This is a genomic window from Streptomyces sp. NPDC002324 (genome assembly GCF_053593335.1).
Window position 1 is genome coordinate 1 of the sequence record NZ_JBSFCF010000042.1, and the last position, 15404, is coordinate 15404.

At 72.0% G+C, this 15404-nt stretch carries 19 protein-coding genes; 10 read left to right on the plus strand and 9 right to left on the minus strand.

What is annotated here, in order from left to right; all coding sequences use genetic code 11:
- Nucleotides 1–88 precede the first annotated feature (88 nt).
- Together ACWCRJ_RS36695 and ACWCRJ_RS36700 are read right to left on the minus strand one after the other, a co-directional pair.
- Nucleotides 89–481, minus strand: coding sequence for a VOC family protein (locus ACWCRJ_RS36695; protein WP_450943345.1), 393 nt, complete (start codon nucleotides 479–481; stop codon nucleotides 89–91).
- 73 nt (nucleotides 482–554) lie between these two features.
- Nucleotides 555–1034, minus strand: coding sequence for an N-acetyltransferase family protein (locus tag ACWCRJ_RS36700; protein WP_450943346.1), 480 nt, complete (start codon nucleotides 1032–1034; stop codon nucleotides 555–557).
- Nucleotides 1035–1194: 160 nt separating this feature from the next.
- Here ACWCRJ_RS36700 and ACWCRJ_RS36705 point away from each other — a divergent pair, with 160 nt between their 5' ends.
- Both ACWCRJ_RS36705 and ACWCRJ_RS36710 read left to right on the plus strand, forming a co-directional pair.
- On the plus strand, nucleotides 1195–1557 hold the full coding sequence (locus tag ACWCRJ_RS36705) for a DUF1304 domain-containing protein (RefSeq protein ID WP_450943347.1): 363 nt from the start codon (nucleotides 1195–1197) through the stop codon (nucleotides 1555–1557).
- Nucleotides 1554–2126: a TetR/AcrR family transcriptional regulator gene (locus ACWCRJ_RS36710; RefSeq protein ID WP_450943348.1), complete on the plus strand. Its 573-nt coding sequence runs from the start codon at nucleotides 1554–1556 to the stop codon at nucleotides 2124–2126. The genes ACWCRJ_RS36705 and ACWCRJ_RS36710 overlap by 4 nt, the downstream gene beginning before the upstream one ends.
- Nucleotides 2127–2258: 132 nt before the next feature.
- On the opposite strand, the gene ACWCRJ_RS36715 is transcribed toward ACWCRJ_RS36710, so the two are convergent.
- Both ACWCRJ_RS36715 and ACWCRJ_RS36720 read right to left on the minus strand, forming a co-directional pair.
- A complete protein-coding gene (locus ACWCRJ_RS36715; RefSeq protein ID WP_450943349.1) occupies nucleotides 2259–3368 on the minus strand; it encodes an NAD(P)-dependent alcohol dehydrogenase in 1110 nt (369 codons plus the stop codon).
- Between the two features lie 32 nt (nucleotides 3369–3400).
- Entirely contained in the window at nucleotides 3401–4858 is a 1458-nt protein-coding gene (locus ACWCRJ_RS36720; RefSeq protein ID WP_450943350.1) for an aldehyde dehydrogenase family protein, read from the minus strand.
- A 126-nt stretch (nucleotides 4859–4984) separates the two neighbouring features.
- On the opposite strand from ACWCRJ_RS36720, the gene ACWCRJ_RS36725 reads away from it, so the two are divergent.
- Both ACWCRJ_RS36725 and ACWCRJ_RS36730 read left to right on the plus strand, forming a co-directional pair.
- On the plus strand, nucleotides 4985–5413 hold the full coding sequence (locus ACWCRJ_RS36725) for a MarR family winged helix-turn-helix transcriptional regulator (RefSeq protein ID WP_450943351.1): 429 nt from the start codon (nucleotides 4985–4987) through the stop codon (nucleotides 5411–5413).
- 171 nt (nucleotides 5414–5584) lie between these two features.
- Nucleotides 5585–5968, plus strand: a complete 384-nt coding sequence (locus ACWCRJ_RS36730; RefSeq protein ID WP_046917679.1) for an anti-sigma factor antagonist — start codon at nucleotides 5585–5587, stop codon at nucleotides 5966–5968.
- A gap of 81 nt (nucleotides 5969–6049) precedes the next feature.
- On the opposite strand, the gene ACWCRJ_RS36735 is transcribed toward ACWCRJ_RS36730, so the two are convergent.
- Nucleotides 6050–7003 (minus strand): ribose-phosphate diphosphokinase, encoded by a 954-nt coding sequence (locus ACWCRJ_RS36735; protein ID WP_046915232.1) that lies wholly within the window; start codon nucleotides 7001–7003, stop codon nucleotides 6050–6052.
- A 197-nt stretch (nucleotides 7004–7200) separates the two neighbouring features.
- On the opposite strand from ACWCRJ_RS36735, the gene ACWCRJ_RS36740 reads away from it, so the two are divergent.
- Entirely contained in the window at nucleotides 7201–7857 is a 657-nt protein-coding gene (locus ACWCRJ_RS36740; protein ID WP_450943352.1) for a DUF4230 domain-containing protein, read from the plus strand.
- Nucleotides 7858–8159: 302 nt separating this feature from the next.
- On the plus strand, nucleotides 8160–8822 hold the full coding sequence (locus ACWCRJ_RS36745; RefSeq protein WP_450943353.1) for a VanZ family protein: 663 nt from the start codon (nucleotides 8160–8162) through the stop codon (nucleotides 8820–8822).
- Here ACWCRJ_RS36745 and ACWCRJ_RS36750 read toward each other — a convergent pair.
- On the minus strand, nucleotides 8803–9039 hold the full coding sequence (locus ACWCRJ_RS36750) for a hypothetical protein (RefSeq protein WP_383882317.1): 237 nt from the start codon (nucleotides 9037–9039) through the stop codon (nucleotides 8803–8805). The genes ACWCRJ_RS36745 and ACWCRJ_RS36750 overlap by 20 nt on opposite strands.
- A 112-nt stretch (nucleotides 9040–9151) precedes the next feature.
- Here ACWCRJ_RS36750 and ACWCRJ_RS36755 point away from each other — a divergent pair, with 112 nt between their 5' ends.
- Nucleotides 9152–10201 carry a PHP domain-containing protein gene (locus tag ACWCRJ_RS36755; RefSeq protein ID WP_450943354.1) on the plus strand — a complete coding sequence of 350 codons (1050 nt, stop codon included), beginning with the start codon at nucleotides 9152–9154 and terminating at the stop codon, nucleotides 10199–10201.
- A 108-nt stretch (nucleotides 10202–10309) separates the two neighbouring features.
- Nucleotides 10310–10975, plus strand: a complete 666-nt coding sequence (locus ACWCRJ_RS36760) for an HAD family hydrolase (RefSeq protein WP_450943355.1) — start codon at nucleotides 10310–10312, stop codon at nucleotides 10973–10975.
- A gap of 281 nt (nucleotides 10976–11256) precedes the next feature.
- Here the strand turns inward: ACWCRJ_RS36760 and ACWCRJ_RS36765 are convergent, their stop codons facing one another.
- A complete protein-coding gene (locus ACWCRJ_RS36765) occupies nucleotides 11257–11913 on the minus strand; it encodes a M15 family metallopeptidase (RefSeq protein ID WP_450943356.1) in 657 nt (218 codons plus the stop codon).
- Between the two features lie 162 nt (nucleotides 11914–12075).
- Between ACWCRJ_RS36765 and ACWCRJ_RS36770 the strand changes: the two genes are divergently transcribed.
- Complete coding sequence (locus tag ACWCRJ_RS36770) at nucleotides 12076–13104, plus strand: SDR family oxidoreductase (RefSeq protein WP_450943357.1); 1029 nt, start codon at nucleotides 12076–12078, stop codon at nucleotides 13102–13104.
- 104 nt (nucleotides 13105–13208) lie between these two features.
- Here ACWCRJ_RS36770 and ACWCRJ_RS36775 read toward each other — a convergent pair whose 3' ends face one another.
- A complete protein-coding gene (locus ACWCRJ_RS36775; RefSeq protein WP_450943358.1) occupies nucleotides 13209–13469 on the minus strand; it encodes a hypothetical protein in 261 nt (86 codons plus the stop codon).
- A gap of 108 nt (nucleotides 13470–13577) precedes the next feature.
- Complete coding sequence (locus ACWCRJ_RS36780) at nucleotides 13578–14552, minus strand: phosphotransferase family protein (protein WP_450943359.1); 975 nt, start codon at nucleotides 14550–14552, stop codon at nucleotides 13578–13580.
- Between the two features lie 225 nt (nucleotides 14553–14777).
- Between ACWCRJ_RS36780 and ACWCRJ_RS36785 the strand changes: the two genes are divergently transcribed.
- On the plus strand, nucleotides 14778–15272 hold the full coding sequence (locus tag ACWCRJ_RS36785) for an FBP domain-containing protein (protein WP_450943360.1): 495 nt from the start codon (nucleotides 14778–14780) through the stop codon (nucleotides 15270–15272).
- Nucleotides 15273–15404 lie beyond the last annotated feature (132 nt).

Below are 15404 nucleotides of genomic sequence, written 5' to 3' on the forward strand. Positions count from 1 at the left end.
CCGGTGACCCGCGGCGCGGGTCACCGGACCGGCCCCGGACGCGTCGGTGCGGTCGGCGTCGGCCCTGTCGGCGTCGGCCCTGTCGGCGTCAGCCCTGTTTCGGGGCCGTGGACGTTTCGCGGCGCAGGGTGAAGGAGTGACCGGCCGGATCCGAGTAGCCGCGCTCCTCGAACGGCCCGGCCGCGTCCTTGGTGTCCACCGGGCGGCCGCCGAGCGAGACGATGCGCCGCTCCGCCTCGTCCAGGTCGTCGACGTAGAAGTCCAGATGGGCCTGGAGGGAGTTCTCGGGGCGGGGCCAGCTCGGCGGCGTGGCGTTGACGTCCCGGCGGAAGGCCAGCCGGGCGCCGCAGGCGCCCTTGATCTCGACACGGTTGGCCGTCGCGTCGGTCTCCTCCCCGTCCAGCAGCTCCTTGTAGAACACCGCGAGCTTCTCCGGCTCGGCGCAGTCCAGCACCACGAGGCCCGCCTGTACCAGTGCCATGTCTCCTCCGTACGGGATCCCGGGCGCGGGGGACGGTCCGCCGCCGCCCATACGCTCCCCGGGTACCCGCCGGCTACAGATTCAGCCGCAACGTGAGCGCCTGGGACCGGAACAACTCCCGCTCGTAGAACCGGATCCCGTCCACGTTCCCCGCCGAGGCGGTCACCTCCACGTACGCGGCGCCCCGCTCCCGCGCCCATGCGAGAAAGTCACCGACCATCCGCGCCCCGACCCGTCCACGCCGGTGCTCGGGCCGGACGTGGAGCGCCATGAGGGTGGCCGAGGTGACGGGCCGCATGGCGGAGGGGCCCGACAACGAGCCCGAGAGATGACCCACCACCTCGTCGTCGCACAGTGCGGCCAGCAGCAGCCGCTCGGGGTTCTGGAGGGCGGCCTCGAACGCTTCGGCGCCGTACAGGCGCGGCCAGTCCACGTTCAGGCCGGGGTCCCGCTCCCCGCCGTCCTCGGCGAACAGCCGTGAGCTGGAGACGACGATCCCCGGTACGTCCTCGGCGCGAGCGCGTCGCACGAGCACCTCTGGCACCTCTGGCACCTCTTGATCATTCATGCACGGGAACCTAGCGGCAGGGTCCGACAACGCCGTGGCCGTGGTCACAGCCGCTCCCGCTGGACTTCATGGACAGTCGTCCAGCTATAGTGGACACCTGTCCATGAAGTTTGTGAGCCCGAGTGAACGACGGAGACTGTTGACCATGGAGATCCTGGCGAACGTGCTGGTCGCGCTGGTGGCTGCGCTGCACGCGTACATTCTGGTGATGGAGATGTTCTTGTGGCAGAAGAAGCCGGGGATGAACTTCCACGGCCTGGACGCGGAGATGGCGCAGCGGACGGCGGCGATGGCCGCCAACCAGGGGCTCTACAACGGCTTTCTCGCCGCCGGTCTGGTATGGGGCCTGATCGCCGGTGACCCGACCGGATACCGGGTCCAGATCTTCTTCCTGGCCTGCGTGATCGTCGCCGGTGTGTACGGCGCCGCCACCGCCAACCGCCGCATCCTCGTCGCCCAGGCGCTCCCCGGCGCGCTCGCCCTGGCCGCCGTCCTCGTCGCGGGATGACCCCGGAGGAACCCCGGACCACGGAGGACCCCCGGGCCGCCCGCACCCGGGCCAGGCTGCGTCAGGCCCTCCTCGACGAGTGCGCCACCCAGCCCCTGCACGAGGTCAGCGTGGCCGCGCTGGTCCGCCGGGCGGGGGTGGGCCGGGCCACCTTCTACGTGCACTACCCGGACCTGGAGGCGCTGGCCGTCGACGCCTGCGCCGATGTCGTACGCGAGGCCGTGGAGGCACTCCACGCCTGGCGGGGCCGCCCCGACCCGGTGCGGGCCCCGGCGGCGCTGCCGGAGTTCTTCGCCGGTCTCGCCCCGCACGCGGCCCTGTACCGCGCCCTGCTGGCACCCGGCGGCGGCGGACCGCTCGGCCTGGTCCTGCACCGCGACCTGCGCGCCTACAGCCTCCGGGAACGCGAGCTGGCGGGGGCCGCGGACGCCCCGCTGGTGGCCTCCGCCGTGGCCGCCACCTTCGCCGGGGTCCTCGCCGACTGGCTGCACGGCCTCCTCGACGGCACCCCGCAGGAGATCGCCGACCAGGCGTGGCAGCTGCTGGTCGCCCTGCACCGCAGCCGGTGAGCCGCTTCCCACCCGGGTCAGGACGTGCGACGGCCCTGTGGATGACCAGGTGTACGGGTCACCCCCAGGGCCGGGGTCACGCGGGGAGTACGTGCCCCGGCGGGAGATGGCTCCTCGGGACGTCGGAACCCGTCAGAACGTCAGCACGGGCTTGATGCTCCTGCCGCCGCTCATGTCGGCGACCGCCTGGCCGATGTCCTCGAACCTGTAGCGGCTGATCAGCCGGTCGAGCGGGAGCTTGCCCTCCTTCACCAGCTGGACCAGGACCGGGATGGCGGTCTGGATCTCGTTGTCGCCGAGGGTGAGGCCGACGACGCGCTTGCCGCCGAGCATGCCGTTGACGTCGAGGGAGACCTCGGTGCCGAACGGCGGGGCGCCCACGATGACGAGCGTGCCGCGCGCGGCGAGGGCGTCGACGCCCTTGCGGAGCACGAAGACGCTGCCGGTGGTCTCCACGACGCCGTCGGCGCCCCGGCCGCCGGTGATCTCCATGACCGCCTCGGTGATGTCGGCGGCCTCGCCGGCGTTCACCGTGTGGGTGGCGCCCAGCTCCTTGGCCAGGTCCAGCCGCTCACCGACCTTGTCGACGGCGATGACCGTCGTCGCGGGGGTGAGGGCCGCCGCCATCACGGCGGACAGACCGACGGCTCCGGCGCCGAGGACGACGAGGGTGCTGCCCGCGCGGGGCTCCAGCACGTTCCAGACGGCGCCGACACCGGTCTGGACGCCGCAGCCGAGCGGGGCGATGGACTCCAGCGGTACGTCCGGGTCGACCTTGACGAGACCGCGCTCGTCGACCAGGGCGCGCTCGGCGAAGGAGGACTGGCCGAAGAAGTGCCCGCCGAGGTCCTGGCCGTCGCGGCTGATGGTGCTGGTGCCGTCGGCCCGGCGTCCGCCGAGCAGGTTCAGCGGCAGCCAGGTGGCGCAGTACGCCGGGTGCCCGTCCCGGCAGTTCGGGCAGGTGCCGCAGGAGGTGAAGGACAGCACGACGTGGTCGCCGGGCACGACGGAGGTGACGCCCGGGCCGACGGCCTCGACGACACCGGCGCCCTCGTGGCCCAGCACGCCGGGCAGCGGGAAGGGCAGCCCGCCGCTCGCGACCCCCAGGTCGGTGTGGCAGAGCCCGGCGGCGACCATGCGGACCAGGACCTCGCCCGGGGCCGGCTGGTCGAGGACGACCTCGGAGAGGGTGAAGGGGGCGCCCCCGGACTCGACCACGGCGGCGCGTGTGGTGGTGGACATGCTCATGAACTCCTTGGATTCCGGGGAGGCGCTCAGTCGAGCGAGACGACGACGGACTTGACCTTGGTGTAGGACTCCAGGGCCTCGGGACCGTACTCGCGGCCGAAGCCGGAGGCCTTCACGCCTCCGAAGGGCACGGCGGGGTCGAGCATCGGCCAGTCGTTGACCCAGACGATGCCGGCCTGGAGGCGGTCGGCGACGCGGTGGGCACGCGTGAGGTCCGTGGTCTGGATGCCGGAGGCGAGGCCGTAGGGCGTGGAGTTGGCCAGCTCGACGGCCTCGTCCTCGGAGTCGAAGGGCTGCACGGTGAGGACCGGCCCGAAGACCTCCTCCTGCACGACGCGGGAATCGTTGGCGAGGTCGGCGATGACGGTGGGCTTGTAGTAGTAGCCGCCGTCCAGGTCGAGGCGCTCGCCGCCGCAGACGATGCGGCCGCCCTCCTTGCGGGCCAGCTCGACGTACTCCTCGACCTTCTTCAGGTGCCGCTCGCCCGCCATCGGGCCGATGACCGTCTCGGGCCGGCGGGGGTCGCCGATCGGTACGCCGGGCACGGCCTCGGCGAGGATGCCGAGAACGGTGTCGTGGACCGAGCGGGCGACCAGCAGGCGGGGGCCGCCCATGCAGAACTGGCCGGTGTTGAAGACGAAGCCCTTGATGATGGCGCCGATGGCCTTCTCGATGTCGGCGTCCTCGAAGACGAGGTGTGCGGCGTTGCCGCCCAGCTCCATGGTGACCTGCTTCAGGCCCTCCCCGGCGACGCTCGCCGCGTGCCGGCCGGTCGCGGTGGAGCCGGTGAAGGCGATCTTGTCGACGCCGGGGTTGCGCAGCAGCGCCTCGCCGGCGACCGGGCCCGTGCCGGTGACCACGTTGTAGACGCCGTCCGGGACGCCTGCCTTCTGCAGGAGGCCCGCCATGTAGAGGGCGCTGAGCGGGGTCTCCTCGGCGGGCTTGTGCACCACCGTGTTGCCGGCCGCCAGGGCGGGGGCGATCTTGCTGCCGGCCAGGATCAGCGGGAAGTTGAACGGGGTGATCGCGCCGACCACACCGATCGGCCCGCGCCTGGTGTACGCGAGGCGGTTGTTCGGGACGTCGCGGGCGGAGCCGTCCAGGGACCAGGCCAGGGCAGCGTAGTACTCGTAGTCGTTGGCCGCGTTCGTCACGTCGACGGCGTGGGCCAGGGTGATGGGCTTGCCGACGTCCCGGCTCTCCAGGGCCGCGATCTCGTCGGCGTTCTCCCTGATCAACTCGGCCACGCGGTGCAGGATCCGGCCGCGCTCACGACCGCTCAGTCCGGACCACGTACCGCTGTCGAACGCCTCGCGCGCGGCACGCACGGCGGCGTCCACATCGGCGGCGCCCGCCTCCGCGACCGTCGTGACCACCTGGCCCGTGGACGGGTCGATCACGTCGGCACGTGCTCCGTCGGTCGCGTCGAGCCACTGTCCACCGATGAACAGCCGCCCGGGCCCGCTCTCGAAGGTGGTCGTCATTGCCCACTCCTCAGCCTTGATCAAGCTTGTTTCGGCATTGATCGCCAAATCTTCAACCAACAGGAATCCTGTTGGTTCGCAGTCTCATTACACACAGGTTTCCTGTCAATGCCCTACGCTGACCCCATGGTCGGCACCAAGGCACCCCCCTCCCTCCTCTACATGGTCAAGCAAGTCGAGCTGGTTGTCCGCTCGCACCTGGACGAGCTGGTCAGGCCGGCCGGGATCACGGCCCTGCAGTACACGTCCCTGACCGTGCTGGAGCGGCACGACGGGCTCTCGGCCGCTCAGCTCGCCCGCGACTCCTTCGTCACGGCCCAGTCCATCGCCGACCTCGTGCGCAGCCTGGAGAACCGAGGACTCGTGCGCCGGGAGCGCAATCCGCGCAACCGGCGCGAGCTGCTGATCCTGCTGACCGACGAGGGACGCGAGCTGCTCGCGCGCTACGCCGAACCCATGCGCGACCTGGAGGAACGCATGCTCAGCGGCCTCACCCCACACCAGACGGACCAGTTCCGGCAGGCACTGTCCAGGGCCTGGCACGCCCTGTCGTAGAGCGCTCCGCGCAAAACTCCGGACGGATTGCCGGAGAAATCAAAGACATATGTCAATCGAACATGCTGAAATTCACCCTGACGGGGGTAACTTGCAGGGCAGGGACGGGTGTTGCTCCCCTGCCTGCCCTCATCCCCGTCCTCACTCAGTCCGGTTGGAGGCGATGCCGTCGTGTCGAGCGACCCCACACCGCCCACGACCGGGTACCTGCGCGTCCGCACGGACCGCGGCCGTACCGTGCTCGAACTCCACGGCGAGATCGACATCGCGGCGGCCGTGGAGATCATCCCGCACCTCGACGCGGTGACGAGCGGCCCCGGCGCCCGGATCGTGATCGACCTGCGGCATGTCGAGTTCTTCGACTGCTCGGGTCTGCGGCTGCTCTACCGGGCCCGGCAGCGGGTGCTCGACCGCGACGGCGAACTGCGGCTGGTCTGCACCCACCCGCTCACCCTGCGCGTCCTCAAGGTCACCGGACTGGCCCGGCTGCTGCCGCCCGCCCCCTCGCTGGAGGCGGCCCTGGAGCAGTCCGAGGCCGCGACCGGCACGTTATGACCCTGCCGCCCAGCCCTCGTCGTCCCCTCCCCCGACCCCCTCACCCTCCAGCCCCCTCCCCCGCCCGCTCCACTGCCGCCGCTACTCCCTCGACGGCGCGTCGAACAGCGCACTGACCGACTCGCCGTTGTGGATGCGGCGCACGGCCTCCGCGAGCGCCGGCGCGATGGAGAGGATCCTGAGCTTCTCGGTACGCTCCTCGACCGGCACGGGCACGGTGTTGGTGCAGACGATCTCCAGGATGTCGGGCTGCGCGCTCAGCCGCTTGAGGGCACCCGCCGCGAACAGCCCGTGCGTGCACGCCACCCGGATCGATCGCGGCCCCAACTCCCGCAATCGCTCCAGTAGTTCGAGAACCGTACTGCCCTTGGCGATCTCGTCGTCGAGAACGATCACATCCCGGCCGGCGACCTCGCCGATCACCGAGTTGATGCTCACCCGGTCGTCCGCGAACCGCTGCTTGGCGCCCGCCGCGACCTGCGCCCCGATCATCCGCGCGAACGCCGCCGCCTCCTTGGCGTTGCCCAGGTCCGGCGAGACGACCGTCGTACGCGACAGGTCGTACTGCCGGAAGTGCGCCGCCAGTTCGCGCAACGCGTGCAGATGGTCGACCGGCACCGAGAAGAAGCCGTGCACCTGCGGCGAGTGCAGGGTCATGGCGAGGACGCGCCCGGCGCCCGCCGACACCATCAGGTCGGCCACCAGTCGGCCGCCGAGCGAGATCCGCGGCGCGTCCTTCTTGTCGGAGCGGGCGTACGAGTAGTGCGGCATGACCACGGTGATCCGTCCGGCCGAGGCACCGCGCGCCGCGTCGCACATCAGCAGCAGCTCGACCAGGTGCTCCTGGACGGGCGCGACCAGCGGCTGCACCAGGAACACGTCCTTCTCCCGGCAGTTGGCCTGGAGCTGCACCTCCAGGCAGTCGTTGGCGAAACGGCTCACCCGGGACGGGCTCAGCGGCACCCCCAGGTGCGCGCACACCTCGTCCGCGAGCTCGGGGTGGGCGCTGCCGGTGAAGACGGCGATGTCACGCACGGTCGGCTCCTCGCATGAACATGATCATTACGGGTTGCGCGGCTCATGCTACTGGCCGCCCCGCGTACGCCGATCGATCGCGGCCGCCCGGACGCGACCCACCCCATGCTCTACGGCCGATTGCGGACAATCACCGACTCGGCGTTCCCCCGGGGTGTTTGCGGGCAATCGTTGAAGCAGGAAGGAGGACCGTCGACATGACGACGTCCATCAAGCGCACACGGCTGCCCGGCTGGGCCAAACTGCTCATCGCCGTGGTCATCCTCATCGTGGTGCTGCTGGTCGCGCTGCGGATGCTGGTCTTCGGGGGGCTCAAGGACGTGTTCGGCACCGAGGAGCACGACCGCTCGGGGCCCACGCTCCTGAAGTCCATCCAGGACATGAGCCGTTACGACGCCGCCTCGGGCAACTTCCAGGTGGTCGTCGACCTGGAGAAGGACGCCAAGTACCTGCCGGACGCGATCCGCGGCACCCGTACGCTGTACGTCGGCGCGGGCACCGTCGACGCCTACGTCGACCTCGGCAAGGTCGACGACGACGACGTGAAGGTCGACGAGGACCGCACGTCGGCCACCATCAACCTCCCGCACGCGCGACTGGGCAAGCCCGCCCTCGACACCGAGCACTCCTACGCGGTCTCCAAGCAGCGCGGGCTGCTCGACCGGCTCGGCGACATCTTCTCCGACAACCCCAACGGCGAACAGGCCGTACAGCGCCTGGCCGTGAAGCACATCGGCGACGCCGCGAAGGACAGCAAGCTCACGGACCGCGCCGAGGCCAACACCACCGACATGCTCGAAGGGCTCCTGAAGTCCCTCGGCTTCAAGGAGGTGAAGGTGACCTACGGGTCCTGACGTCTTCCGCCGCGGGTCCGCGCCCTTCCCTGGTTCGGGGAGGGCGCGCCGTACGCCGGCCGGATCGCCGCCCGCGCACGAACGCGCCCTCCCACGCCCTCCCACTCCCGGGTGCCTCCCCAGCACCCCTCGAACGGGAGCGGGCCCCTGTCACTCCCGTCCCGGAGTGCCCTGGGCGGGCGAGGGGAAACCTGCGAGGTTCCGCGGACGACTTTCCCGCCCGGGTCGTCCGGGTGGGAATCGTGGGCAGCTTCAGGGGTAACAGCTTGGGGACAGAGGGCAGTTGACATCGGGAGGGTCGCATGGCCGGCACCACGTCACGTTCCGGTTCCACGACGTCCGGCCGCCGCCCCCCGGCGTCCGCGCACGATCGTCGCCCACTCCCGCTGCCCCTGCGGCTGCTGGCGATGGCACTGGCCTTCCTGGCCATGGTGGCGTTCGGCGCGGTCCTGGCGGGGCTCACCCTCCAGCCGTCCCCGGCGTCGGAGGCACTCACCCACAGCAACCTCACTCCGGGCAGCTCGCTGCAGCTCTACTGGCATCACCCCGACCCGCGCGACGCGCTGAAGCAGGTCGGCGGGAACATCCTGCTGGGTGTGCCGTTCGGCTTCCTGCTGCCGGTGCTGGCGCCCGGGGCACGCGGCCTGCTGCGCGTGCCCGCGCTGACGGCGGTGGTGATGCTGCTGGTCGAGCTGGTGCAGGGCGCGCTCGTCACCGGACGCGCGTTCGACATCGACGACGTCATCCTCAACACGGCGGGTGCGCTGCTGGGCTATCTGCTGCTGGGCCGGCGGCTCGGCCGGGCCGTGCACGCCCGCGCCCCGCGCGAGCCGAAGACCGCACCGGCCCCGCGCAGGGCTCCCGCACGCAAGGCACCCGCACGCAGGACACCGCGCGGCGGCGCCTGGGCACAGCGCCTGCGGGTGAGCCGCCGCCGCGGGAGCGCTAGCGCGGCCTCCAAGTGAGTTTGTCGCCGCCGACCCAGCGGACCTGGTCGGGGTCGTCGAGATCGTGGACGACGACCCCGTAGGCCGCCGCGGCCTGGAGGACGTCCGTCAACGTCTTCGCCTCGCCGACCACCTGGCCGTCGATCTCCACGATCCGGAACGGCGGTGTACCGGGCTGTACCCCGAGCACCATGACCCGGGGGTGGGAAATGTAGGGGCTCGCGCTTTCGGTCATGTCTAGAGCGTAGAGCGGTTCCGGCCGCCGTGCGGGTGCCCGGGGACGGGGTCGGCCGCCGTGCGGGTACCCGCGGACAGGGTGACGCTGGAAGCGGAAGGCTGGAGGTGGCATGGATCCCGTCGAGGCCCTGGACCGGATCGCTTTCCTGCTGGAGCGGGACCGGGCCCCCACGTATCGCGTACGCGCGTTCCGTACGGCCTCGGCCGTGCTCGGGGCGCTGTCGGCCGACGAGCTGGCCGAGCGGGCGGCGGCGGGCTCGCTGGAGTCGCTGAAGGGGGTCGGGCCCAGGACCGCGCAGGTGGCGCGCGAGGCGCTGGCCGGGGAGGTGCCCGCCTACCTGCGGAAACTGGAACAGGGGGCCGAGGCCCCGCTCACGGAGGGGGGCGCGGGCGCGGAGCTGAGAGAGCTGATCCGGGGGGACTGTCATGTGCACTCGGACTGGTCCGACGGCGGCAGCCCGATCGAGGAGATGGGCCGGACCGCCGCGCGCCTCGGCCACGAGTGGACGGTGCTCACGGACCACTCCCCCCGGCTGACGGTCGCCCGGGGCCTGCCCCCGGAGCGGCTGCGGGAGCAGCTCGACGTGGTGGCCGCGCTGAACGAGACCTGGGCGCCGTTCCGGCTGCTCACCGGTATCGAGTGCGACATCCTCGACGACGGCTCGCTGGACCAGGAGCCCGAGCTGTTGGAGCGGCTCGACGTGGTGGTGGTGTCCGTGCACTCCAAGCTGCGGATGGACGCGCGCGCGATGACCCGGCGGATGGTCGCGGCCGTCCGCGACCCGCACTCCGACGTGCTGGGGCACTGCACGGGGCGGCTGGTCACCGGGCGGGGGCGGCCCGAGTCGGAGTTCGACGCGGAGGCGGTGTTCGCGGCGTGCGCGGAGACGGGGACGGCGGTGGAGATCAACTCCCGGCCCGAACGGCTGGATCCGCCCCGGCGCCTGCTGCGGACCGCCGTGGAGGCGGGGGCGCTGTTCTCCATCGACACGGACGCGCACGCGCCGGGGCAGTTGACGTGGCAGGTGCACGGATGTGCTCGGGCGGAGGAGTGCGGGGTACCCGCGGAGCGGGTGGTGACCACCTGGGGGGTGGAGGAGGTTCTGGGATGGGCCCGGGACCGGGAGATTCCCGGTCGGGTGGGGGTGGTGGGTGCCTGAGGACCGGAGGTCCGGCGGCCGGGCGGGTACGGGTCCCTCACGACCGGTCGCGCGGTTTCCCGCGCCTGTCCGGGCGCGGACACGGGAGTTGTCGAGGAAGGTGAGCCGATGAGCAGGGCTGCTGTTTTCGATGTCGACGGGACTCTTGTCGACACCAATCATCTGCATGTCGTCGCCTGGTGGGAGGCGTTTCGGCAGGCTGGGCACCAGGTGTCCATGCACGACGTACACCGGGCGGTGGGGCTGCCGTCCGGGGATCTGATCACGCATCTGCTGGGTGAGGAGCGTGATCCGCAGGAGAAGGACGCGCTGAGCGCGGCGCACAAGGCGTTGTACGGGACGTACTTCGAGCGCCTGCCCGCGCTGCCGGACGCGGGGCGGCTGCTGCGGCGGCTCGACGGGCAGGGCTGGAGCGTGGTGCTGGCGACCTCGGCGGGCGGGACGGAGCTGGCGGCGCTGCGGCGGGCGATCGGGGCCGACGATGCCATCACGGCGACCACGAGCGCCGATGACGTGGCCCAGGGGAAGCCCGCGCCGGATCCGGTCGAGCAGGCCCTGGAGATGGCGGGCGCGCAGGCCGAGCGGTCGGTGTTCGTCGGGGACACCGTCTGGGACATGCGGGCGGGCGCCCGGGCGGGAGTGCGCTGTGTGGCGGTGCTCAGCGGCGGCATCCCAAGGATCGAGCTGGAGGCGGCCGGCGCGGAGGCGGTGTTCCGCAATCCCGCCCATCTGCTGGCCGCGCTGGAGGAGAGTCCGCTCGGGTGGGAGGAATGACCTGGTGACGGCCCCTGCGGGCGGCCGGGCGGGACGTGACGCAGATCACCGGCAATGTCCGGATACGTAAGGAACACCCCCTGGTACTTTCCCGTTGAACCAACCGTGGGTGTGGATGGGACAGTGTCCCCGGGCCTCACCTTTTGCCCACAGGGACGATCGTTCGGCTGAAGCCCTGTGGAGCCTTTCGCCGAGAGGCGACCGCCATCCGCACCCACACACAGACCGCCCCGACCGTGATTCCCCCGTCCCGGTCGGGGCTTCCCTCTTGTCCGGCCCGTTCAGGCGCCGGGTTCCGTCGGCCCGTACAGCGCCGAGGGCGCGCCCGTCATCAGGGCCCAGTAACGGTCCCCGTACGACCAGTGCCACCACTCGGTGGGGTAGTTGACCAGGCCGGCCGCGCAGAGGGCGGCGCCGAGCGTCTCCCGGTGGGCGCGGGCCTCGGCGGAGATGTCGTCCGCCCCGGTGTAGCAGGCGCCGGCGCTCTCCTCGGGGCCCGCGTTGACCCGTGTGCCGAGGTCGAGTTCACGGCCGTCGGCGCCGGCGAGGGTCAGGTCCACGGCCGCGCCCGCGGAGTGCGGGGCGATCTCGGGCGGGGAGACATAGCGGCTGGCCGCCGTGCGGATGCGGTCGGCGGGCCAGTCGGGGTGCAGGGCACGCTGCTCGGCCTCGTACTCCTCGTAGTACTTGCGCTGCAGGGCCGGTGGCCGGTATCCCTCGACGAACAGCAGGCGCAGCCCGTCCGGCAGCAGTGACCGTGCCTCGGCCAGCCGGTCCAGCACGCCCGCGCGCAGCAGGGCGTAGGCGCCCGTGGCGTCGGCCTTGCGCTCGTCGACCAGCAGGGTGCCGGTCCCGCGCACGTCGACGAGCGGCTCGTCGCGGTCATGGACGGGTACGGCCGCCACCCTCGGGTCGGACATCAGGATGATCTCGGTCATGGACCCGATCATCCCGTGGGGCGGGGCGCCTGCCGCCGGATTCGGCCAGGAACGCGGACGGACCCGCGGCGGGCGGTGTGTCCGGTTATGACCGCGTGCATGGCTGGGGCCCGGGTACTCGTGGGCGGCTCGGAGTGACGAAGCGCGCGAGAGGAGTCAGCGGTGAACGCAGAATCCGGCGGCAGGATCGTGGTCACTGGCGCCACCGGCAATGTGGGGACGAGTCTGGTGCGTCTGCTCGCGGAGGACGAGCGGGTCGACGAGGTACGGGGGCTGGCCCGCCGGGTGCCCGCATGGACACCGGCGAAGACGCACTGGTCGGCCGTGGACGTGGGGTCCGAGCAGGACGACCTGGTCAAGGAGTTCGAGGGGGCGGACGCGGTCGTCCATCTCGCCTGGGCGTTCCAGCCGACCCACGACCCGGCCTCGACCTGGCGGACCAATGTGCTGGGCGGTATGCGGGTCTTCGAGGCGGTGGCGGCGGCGGAGGTTCCCACCCTGGTGCACGCCTCGTCGGTGGGCGCCTACTCGCCGGGGCCGAAGGACCGCGCGGTCGACGAGTCGTGGCCCACGCACGGCTGGCCGGACGCGGCGTACTGCCGGGAGAAGGCATATCTGGAGCGCGCCCTGGACTCCTTCGAGCACGAGCATCCCGGGGTCCGGGTGGTGCGGATGCGGCCCGCGTTCCTCTTCAAGCGGGAGTCGGCGAGCGAGCAGCGCCGTATCTTCGGCGGGCGTCTCCTGCCGGGGTCGCTGGCCCGGCCGGAACTGCTGCCGTTCCTGCCCGACATTCCCGGGCTGAAGGTGCAGACGCTGCACACCGACGACGCCGCCCGGGCCTACCGGCTGGCGCTGCACAGCGACGCCCGCGGTGCCTTCAACCTCGCGGCGGAGTCCCCCGTGGACGCCGAGCTGCTCAGCGAGGTGCTGGGGTCCCGTCCGGTGAAGCTGCCCCGGGCGGCGGTCCGCTCGGCGGTCGCGGCCGCGTGGAACCTGCGGCTGCTGCCCGCCTCACCGCATCTCTTCGACGCCGTGCTGCGGCTGCCGCTGATGGACTGCTCCAAGGCCCGCGACGAGCTGCGCTGGCATCCGGAGCGTACGGCGGTGGATGTGCTGGAGGAGTTCCTGGAGGGGCTGCGGCAGGGCGCCGGAGCGGACACCGAACCGCTCCGGGGGCGGAAGGTCGGCTGAGCACGCCGGCCACGTCCCGGACTCCCGCACATGACGGCGCCTCCCCGGGTCCCACCGGGGAGGCGCCGAGTCCTGCCGGGTCGCCTGCGACGACGGTCGGCCGGTCAGCCGGACGGCTCGTCGGGCACGGGCTGCTCGGGGTCGACGGCGTCCGACCGGGCCGCGCCCTGGCGGCCGGTACCCGCCTCGTCCGTGTCGGGCACGTCGGCGCCGTCCTGCGACGCCTCCTCGTCCCGCGCGTCGCCGGTGGCGCGGGCCGGCGCCACCTCCCACGGGTCCTCGCTCTCGCTCGCCTGCTGATCGGGCATGTCCCTCGGTACGGGGTCCGGGTGCTCGCCGGGACCCTCCAGCCGGTGATCGGTCACGGCGTGCTCCTTCCTGTCCGAGTGGCGCGCCTCCCGGTCCCCGGGGTGCGCCGGACGCGGGTACCACGATGTGATCGGCACAAACCAGGAGTTCCGAGGGCCGTGCCGTCAGGAAAGGGCGCGCAGCTCCTCCAGGGCCCCCGTCAGCTGCGGCGCCACCGCCTCCCGTCGCCATGCGAGGTGCCCGTCGTCCAGGGCGCGCGGCACCGCCTCGGCCAGCATGATCAGGTAGAGGTAGCTGCGGTAGAGGGCGTAACGGCGGCGGACCGACGGGGTGAACTCGATCTCGCCGCCCGCCTCCTGATAGCCCGTCAGGAAGTCGGAGTCCTGGCGGATGTCGCCGAGCAGCGCGAGCGAGACGAAGTCCGCGACCGGGTCGCCCCAGAACATGCGCTCACCGTCGATCAGACCGCCGACGCGCGGCGTTCCCCCGCGCTCGACCAGGATGTTGCCCGGCCACAGGTCGAAGTGGACCAGTCGCGGCACGGTCACGTCGTCGAGGGCGTCGTAGGCGGCCCGCGCCGTGCGGGCCACCTCGTCCACGGGGAGGGGCAGCCAGGCCCCGTAGCGGCGGGCGTCGGCGAGGATGCCGTCGTAGAGGGCCGCGAAGGCGGTGCGCCAGTCGGCGGTGAGGGGTCCGAACGCGCCGGACGGGTAGCCGAAGCCGGGGCCGGTCACCCGGTGGAGGCGGGCGACCAGGCCGCCCAGCTCCCGTCGCACCGGCCCCTCTTCGGTGGGCTCCAGGTCCTCCCAGCCGCCACCCGTGCAGTGGGTGAGCAGGAGGTGGCGGCCGGTGGGGGCGGACGCGTCGAGGGCGGCCGCGACCACCCGTGGGGCGGGGACGCCGACGGTCTCGGCGGCCCGGCAGAACTCGGCCTCGGCGCCGAGGAGTTCGCTCTCGTAGGTCAGGCCGGGGGTGGTGGACGGCGGGGGGATCTTGAGGATCAGCCGGGTGCCGTCGGTGAGGCGCAGCTCCTCGACCGTGTTGTACGTGCCGCCGCCGAGCGGCAGCCGCTCGGCGAGAGCCCCGGGCGCCAGCCCCGCCGCCGTCAGGACGAGCCGCGCCCGCTCGTCGTCGTCCATTCCGGTCCCCCTGTCTCCGGTCGGCCGTCCGCCTCGTCGCGTCCGCGCACAGCCGTACGGGATCACTCTGTCAGGCGGGTCCGCGCGACTGAAGCCCACGATGAGCCCTCCGGCGGGAGGGGGTACGCGGAAATCCGTTGGCCTCCCGCCCATCAGCCGAGTAGCTTAGGCGGAAACCTAGTGACCCTAGGTTGGACCGGCGATCACTCCCCTGGAGGAAACCCCATGAAGCCCCTCACCGAGCAGGACATCCGCGGCTCGTTCGTGAACTGTTCCAAGGGCGAGGCGAAGCGGATCTCCCTGCCCCGTGATCTGGAGCGGCGGCCCTGGGACGATCTGGACTTCCTCGGCTGGCGGGACCCGGGCGCGCCGGATCGGAGCTATCTCGTGACCGAGCGGGCGGGGCGGCCGGCGGGTGTCACACTGCGTTTCCCGGCGGCGCAGCGCGGCTTCCTGCATCGGAGCATGTGTTCGCTGTGTCTGACGACCCACCGGGGCGGCGGGGTCTCGCTGATGACGGCGCGGAAGGCCGGCGCGGCCGGGCGTGAGGGGAACTCCGTGGGGCTGTACATGTGCGCCGACCTGGCGTGCTCGCTGTACGTGCGGGGCAGGAAGGCGCTCGACACGGGGAGCCGCTTCGAGGAGAGCCTCACCACGGAGGAGCAGATCGCGCGGACCGTGGGCAATCTGTCGGCGTTCCTGGACAAGCTGTACGACTGAGGCCGCAGCAGACGCCCGCCCCGCACCGGCGCCGTCTCCCGGCCGTCCGCCTCCGCCCTTCGGCCTCCTGGTCCTTCGGCCTCCCCGTCCTTCCGTCTCCCGGTCCTTCCGCCGATCACCCAGGTGACTACT

Coding starts and splice junctions, on each gene's coding strand:
- ACWCRJ_RS36725 (WP_450943351.1), top strand. CDS start 4,985: ATGGTCGGCACCAAGGCACCCCCCTCCCTCCTCTACATGGTCAAGCAA.
- ACWCRJ_RS36715 (WP_450943349.1), bottom strand. CDS start 3,368: ATGTCCACCACCACACGCGCCGCCGTGGTCGAGTCCGGGGGCGCCCCC.
- ACWCRJ_RS36765 (WP_450943356.1), bottom strand. CDS start 11,913: ATGACCGAGATCATCCTGATGTCCGACCCGAGGGTGGCGGCCGTACCC.
- ACWCRJ_RS36755 (WP_450943354.1), top strand. CDS start 9,152: ATGGATCCCGTCGAGGCCCTGGACCGGATCGCTTTCCTGCTGGAGCGG.
- ACWCRJ_RS36745 (WP_450943353.1), top strand. CDS start 8,160: ATGGCCGGCACCACGTCACGTTCCGGTTCCACGACGTCCGGCCGCCGC.
- ACWCRJ_RS36785 (WP_450943360.1), top strand. CDS start 14,778: ATGAAGCCCCTCACCGAGCAGGACATCCGCGGCTCGTTCGTGAACTGT.
- ACWCRJ_RS36760 (WP_450943355.1), top strand. CDS start 10,310: ATGAGCAGGGCTGCTGTTTTCGATGTCGACGGGACTCTTGTCGACACC.
- ACWCRJ_RS36695 (WP_450943345.1), bottom strand. CDS start 481: ATGGCACTGGTACAGGCGGGCCTCGTGGTGCTGGACTGCGCCGAGCCG.
- ACWCRJ_RS36720 (WP_450943350.1), bottom strand. CDS start 4,858: ATGACGACCACCTTCGAGAGCGGGCCCGGGCGGCTGTTCATCGGTGGA.
- ACWCRJ_RS36780 (WP_450943359.1), bottom strand. CDS start 14,552: ATGGACGACGACGAGCGGGCGCGGCTCGTCCTGACGGCGGCGGGGCTG.
- ACWCRJ_RS36710 (WP_450943348.1), top strand. CDS start 1,554: ATGACCCCGGAGGAACCCCGGACCACGGAGGACCCCCGGGCCGCCCGC.
- ACWCRJ_RS36705 (WP_450943347.1), top strand. CDS start 1,195: ATGGAGATCCTGGCGAACGTGCTGGTCGCGCTGGTGGCTGCGCTGCAC.
- ACWCRJ_RS36750 (WP_383882317.1), bottom strand. CDS start 9,039: ATGACCGAAAGCGCGAGCCCCTACATTTCCCACCCCCGGGTCATGGTG.
- ACWCRJ_RS36740 (WP_450943352.1), top strand. CDS start 7,201: ATGACGACGTCCATCAAGCGCACACGGCTGCCCGGCTGGGCCAAACTG.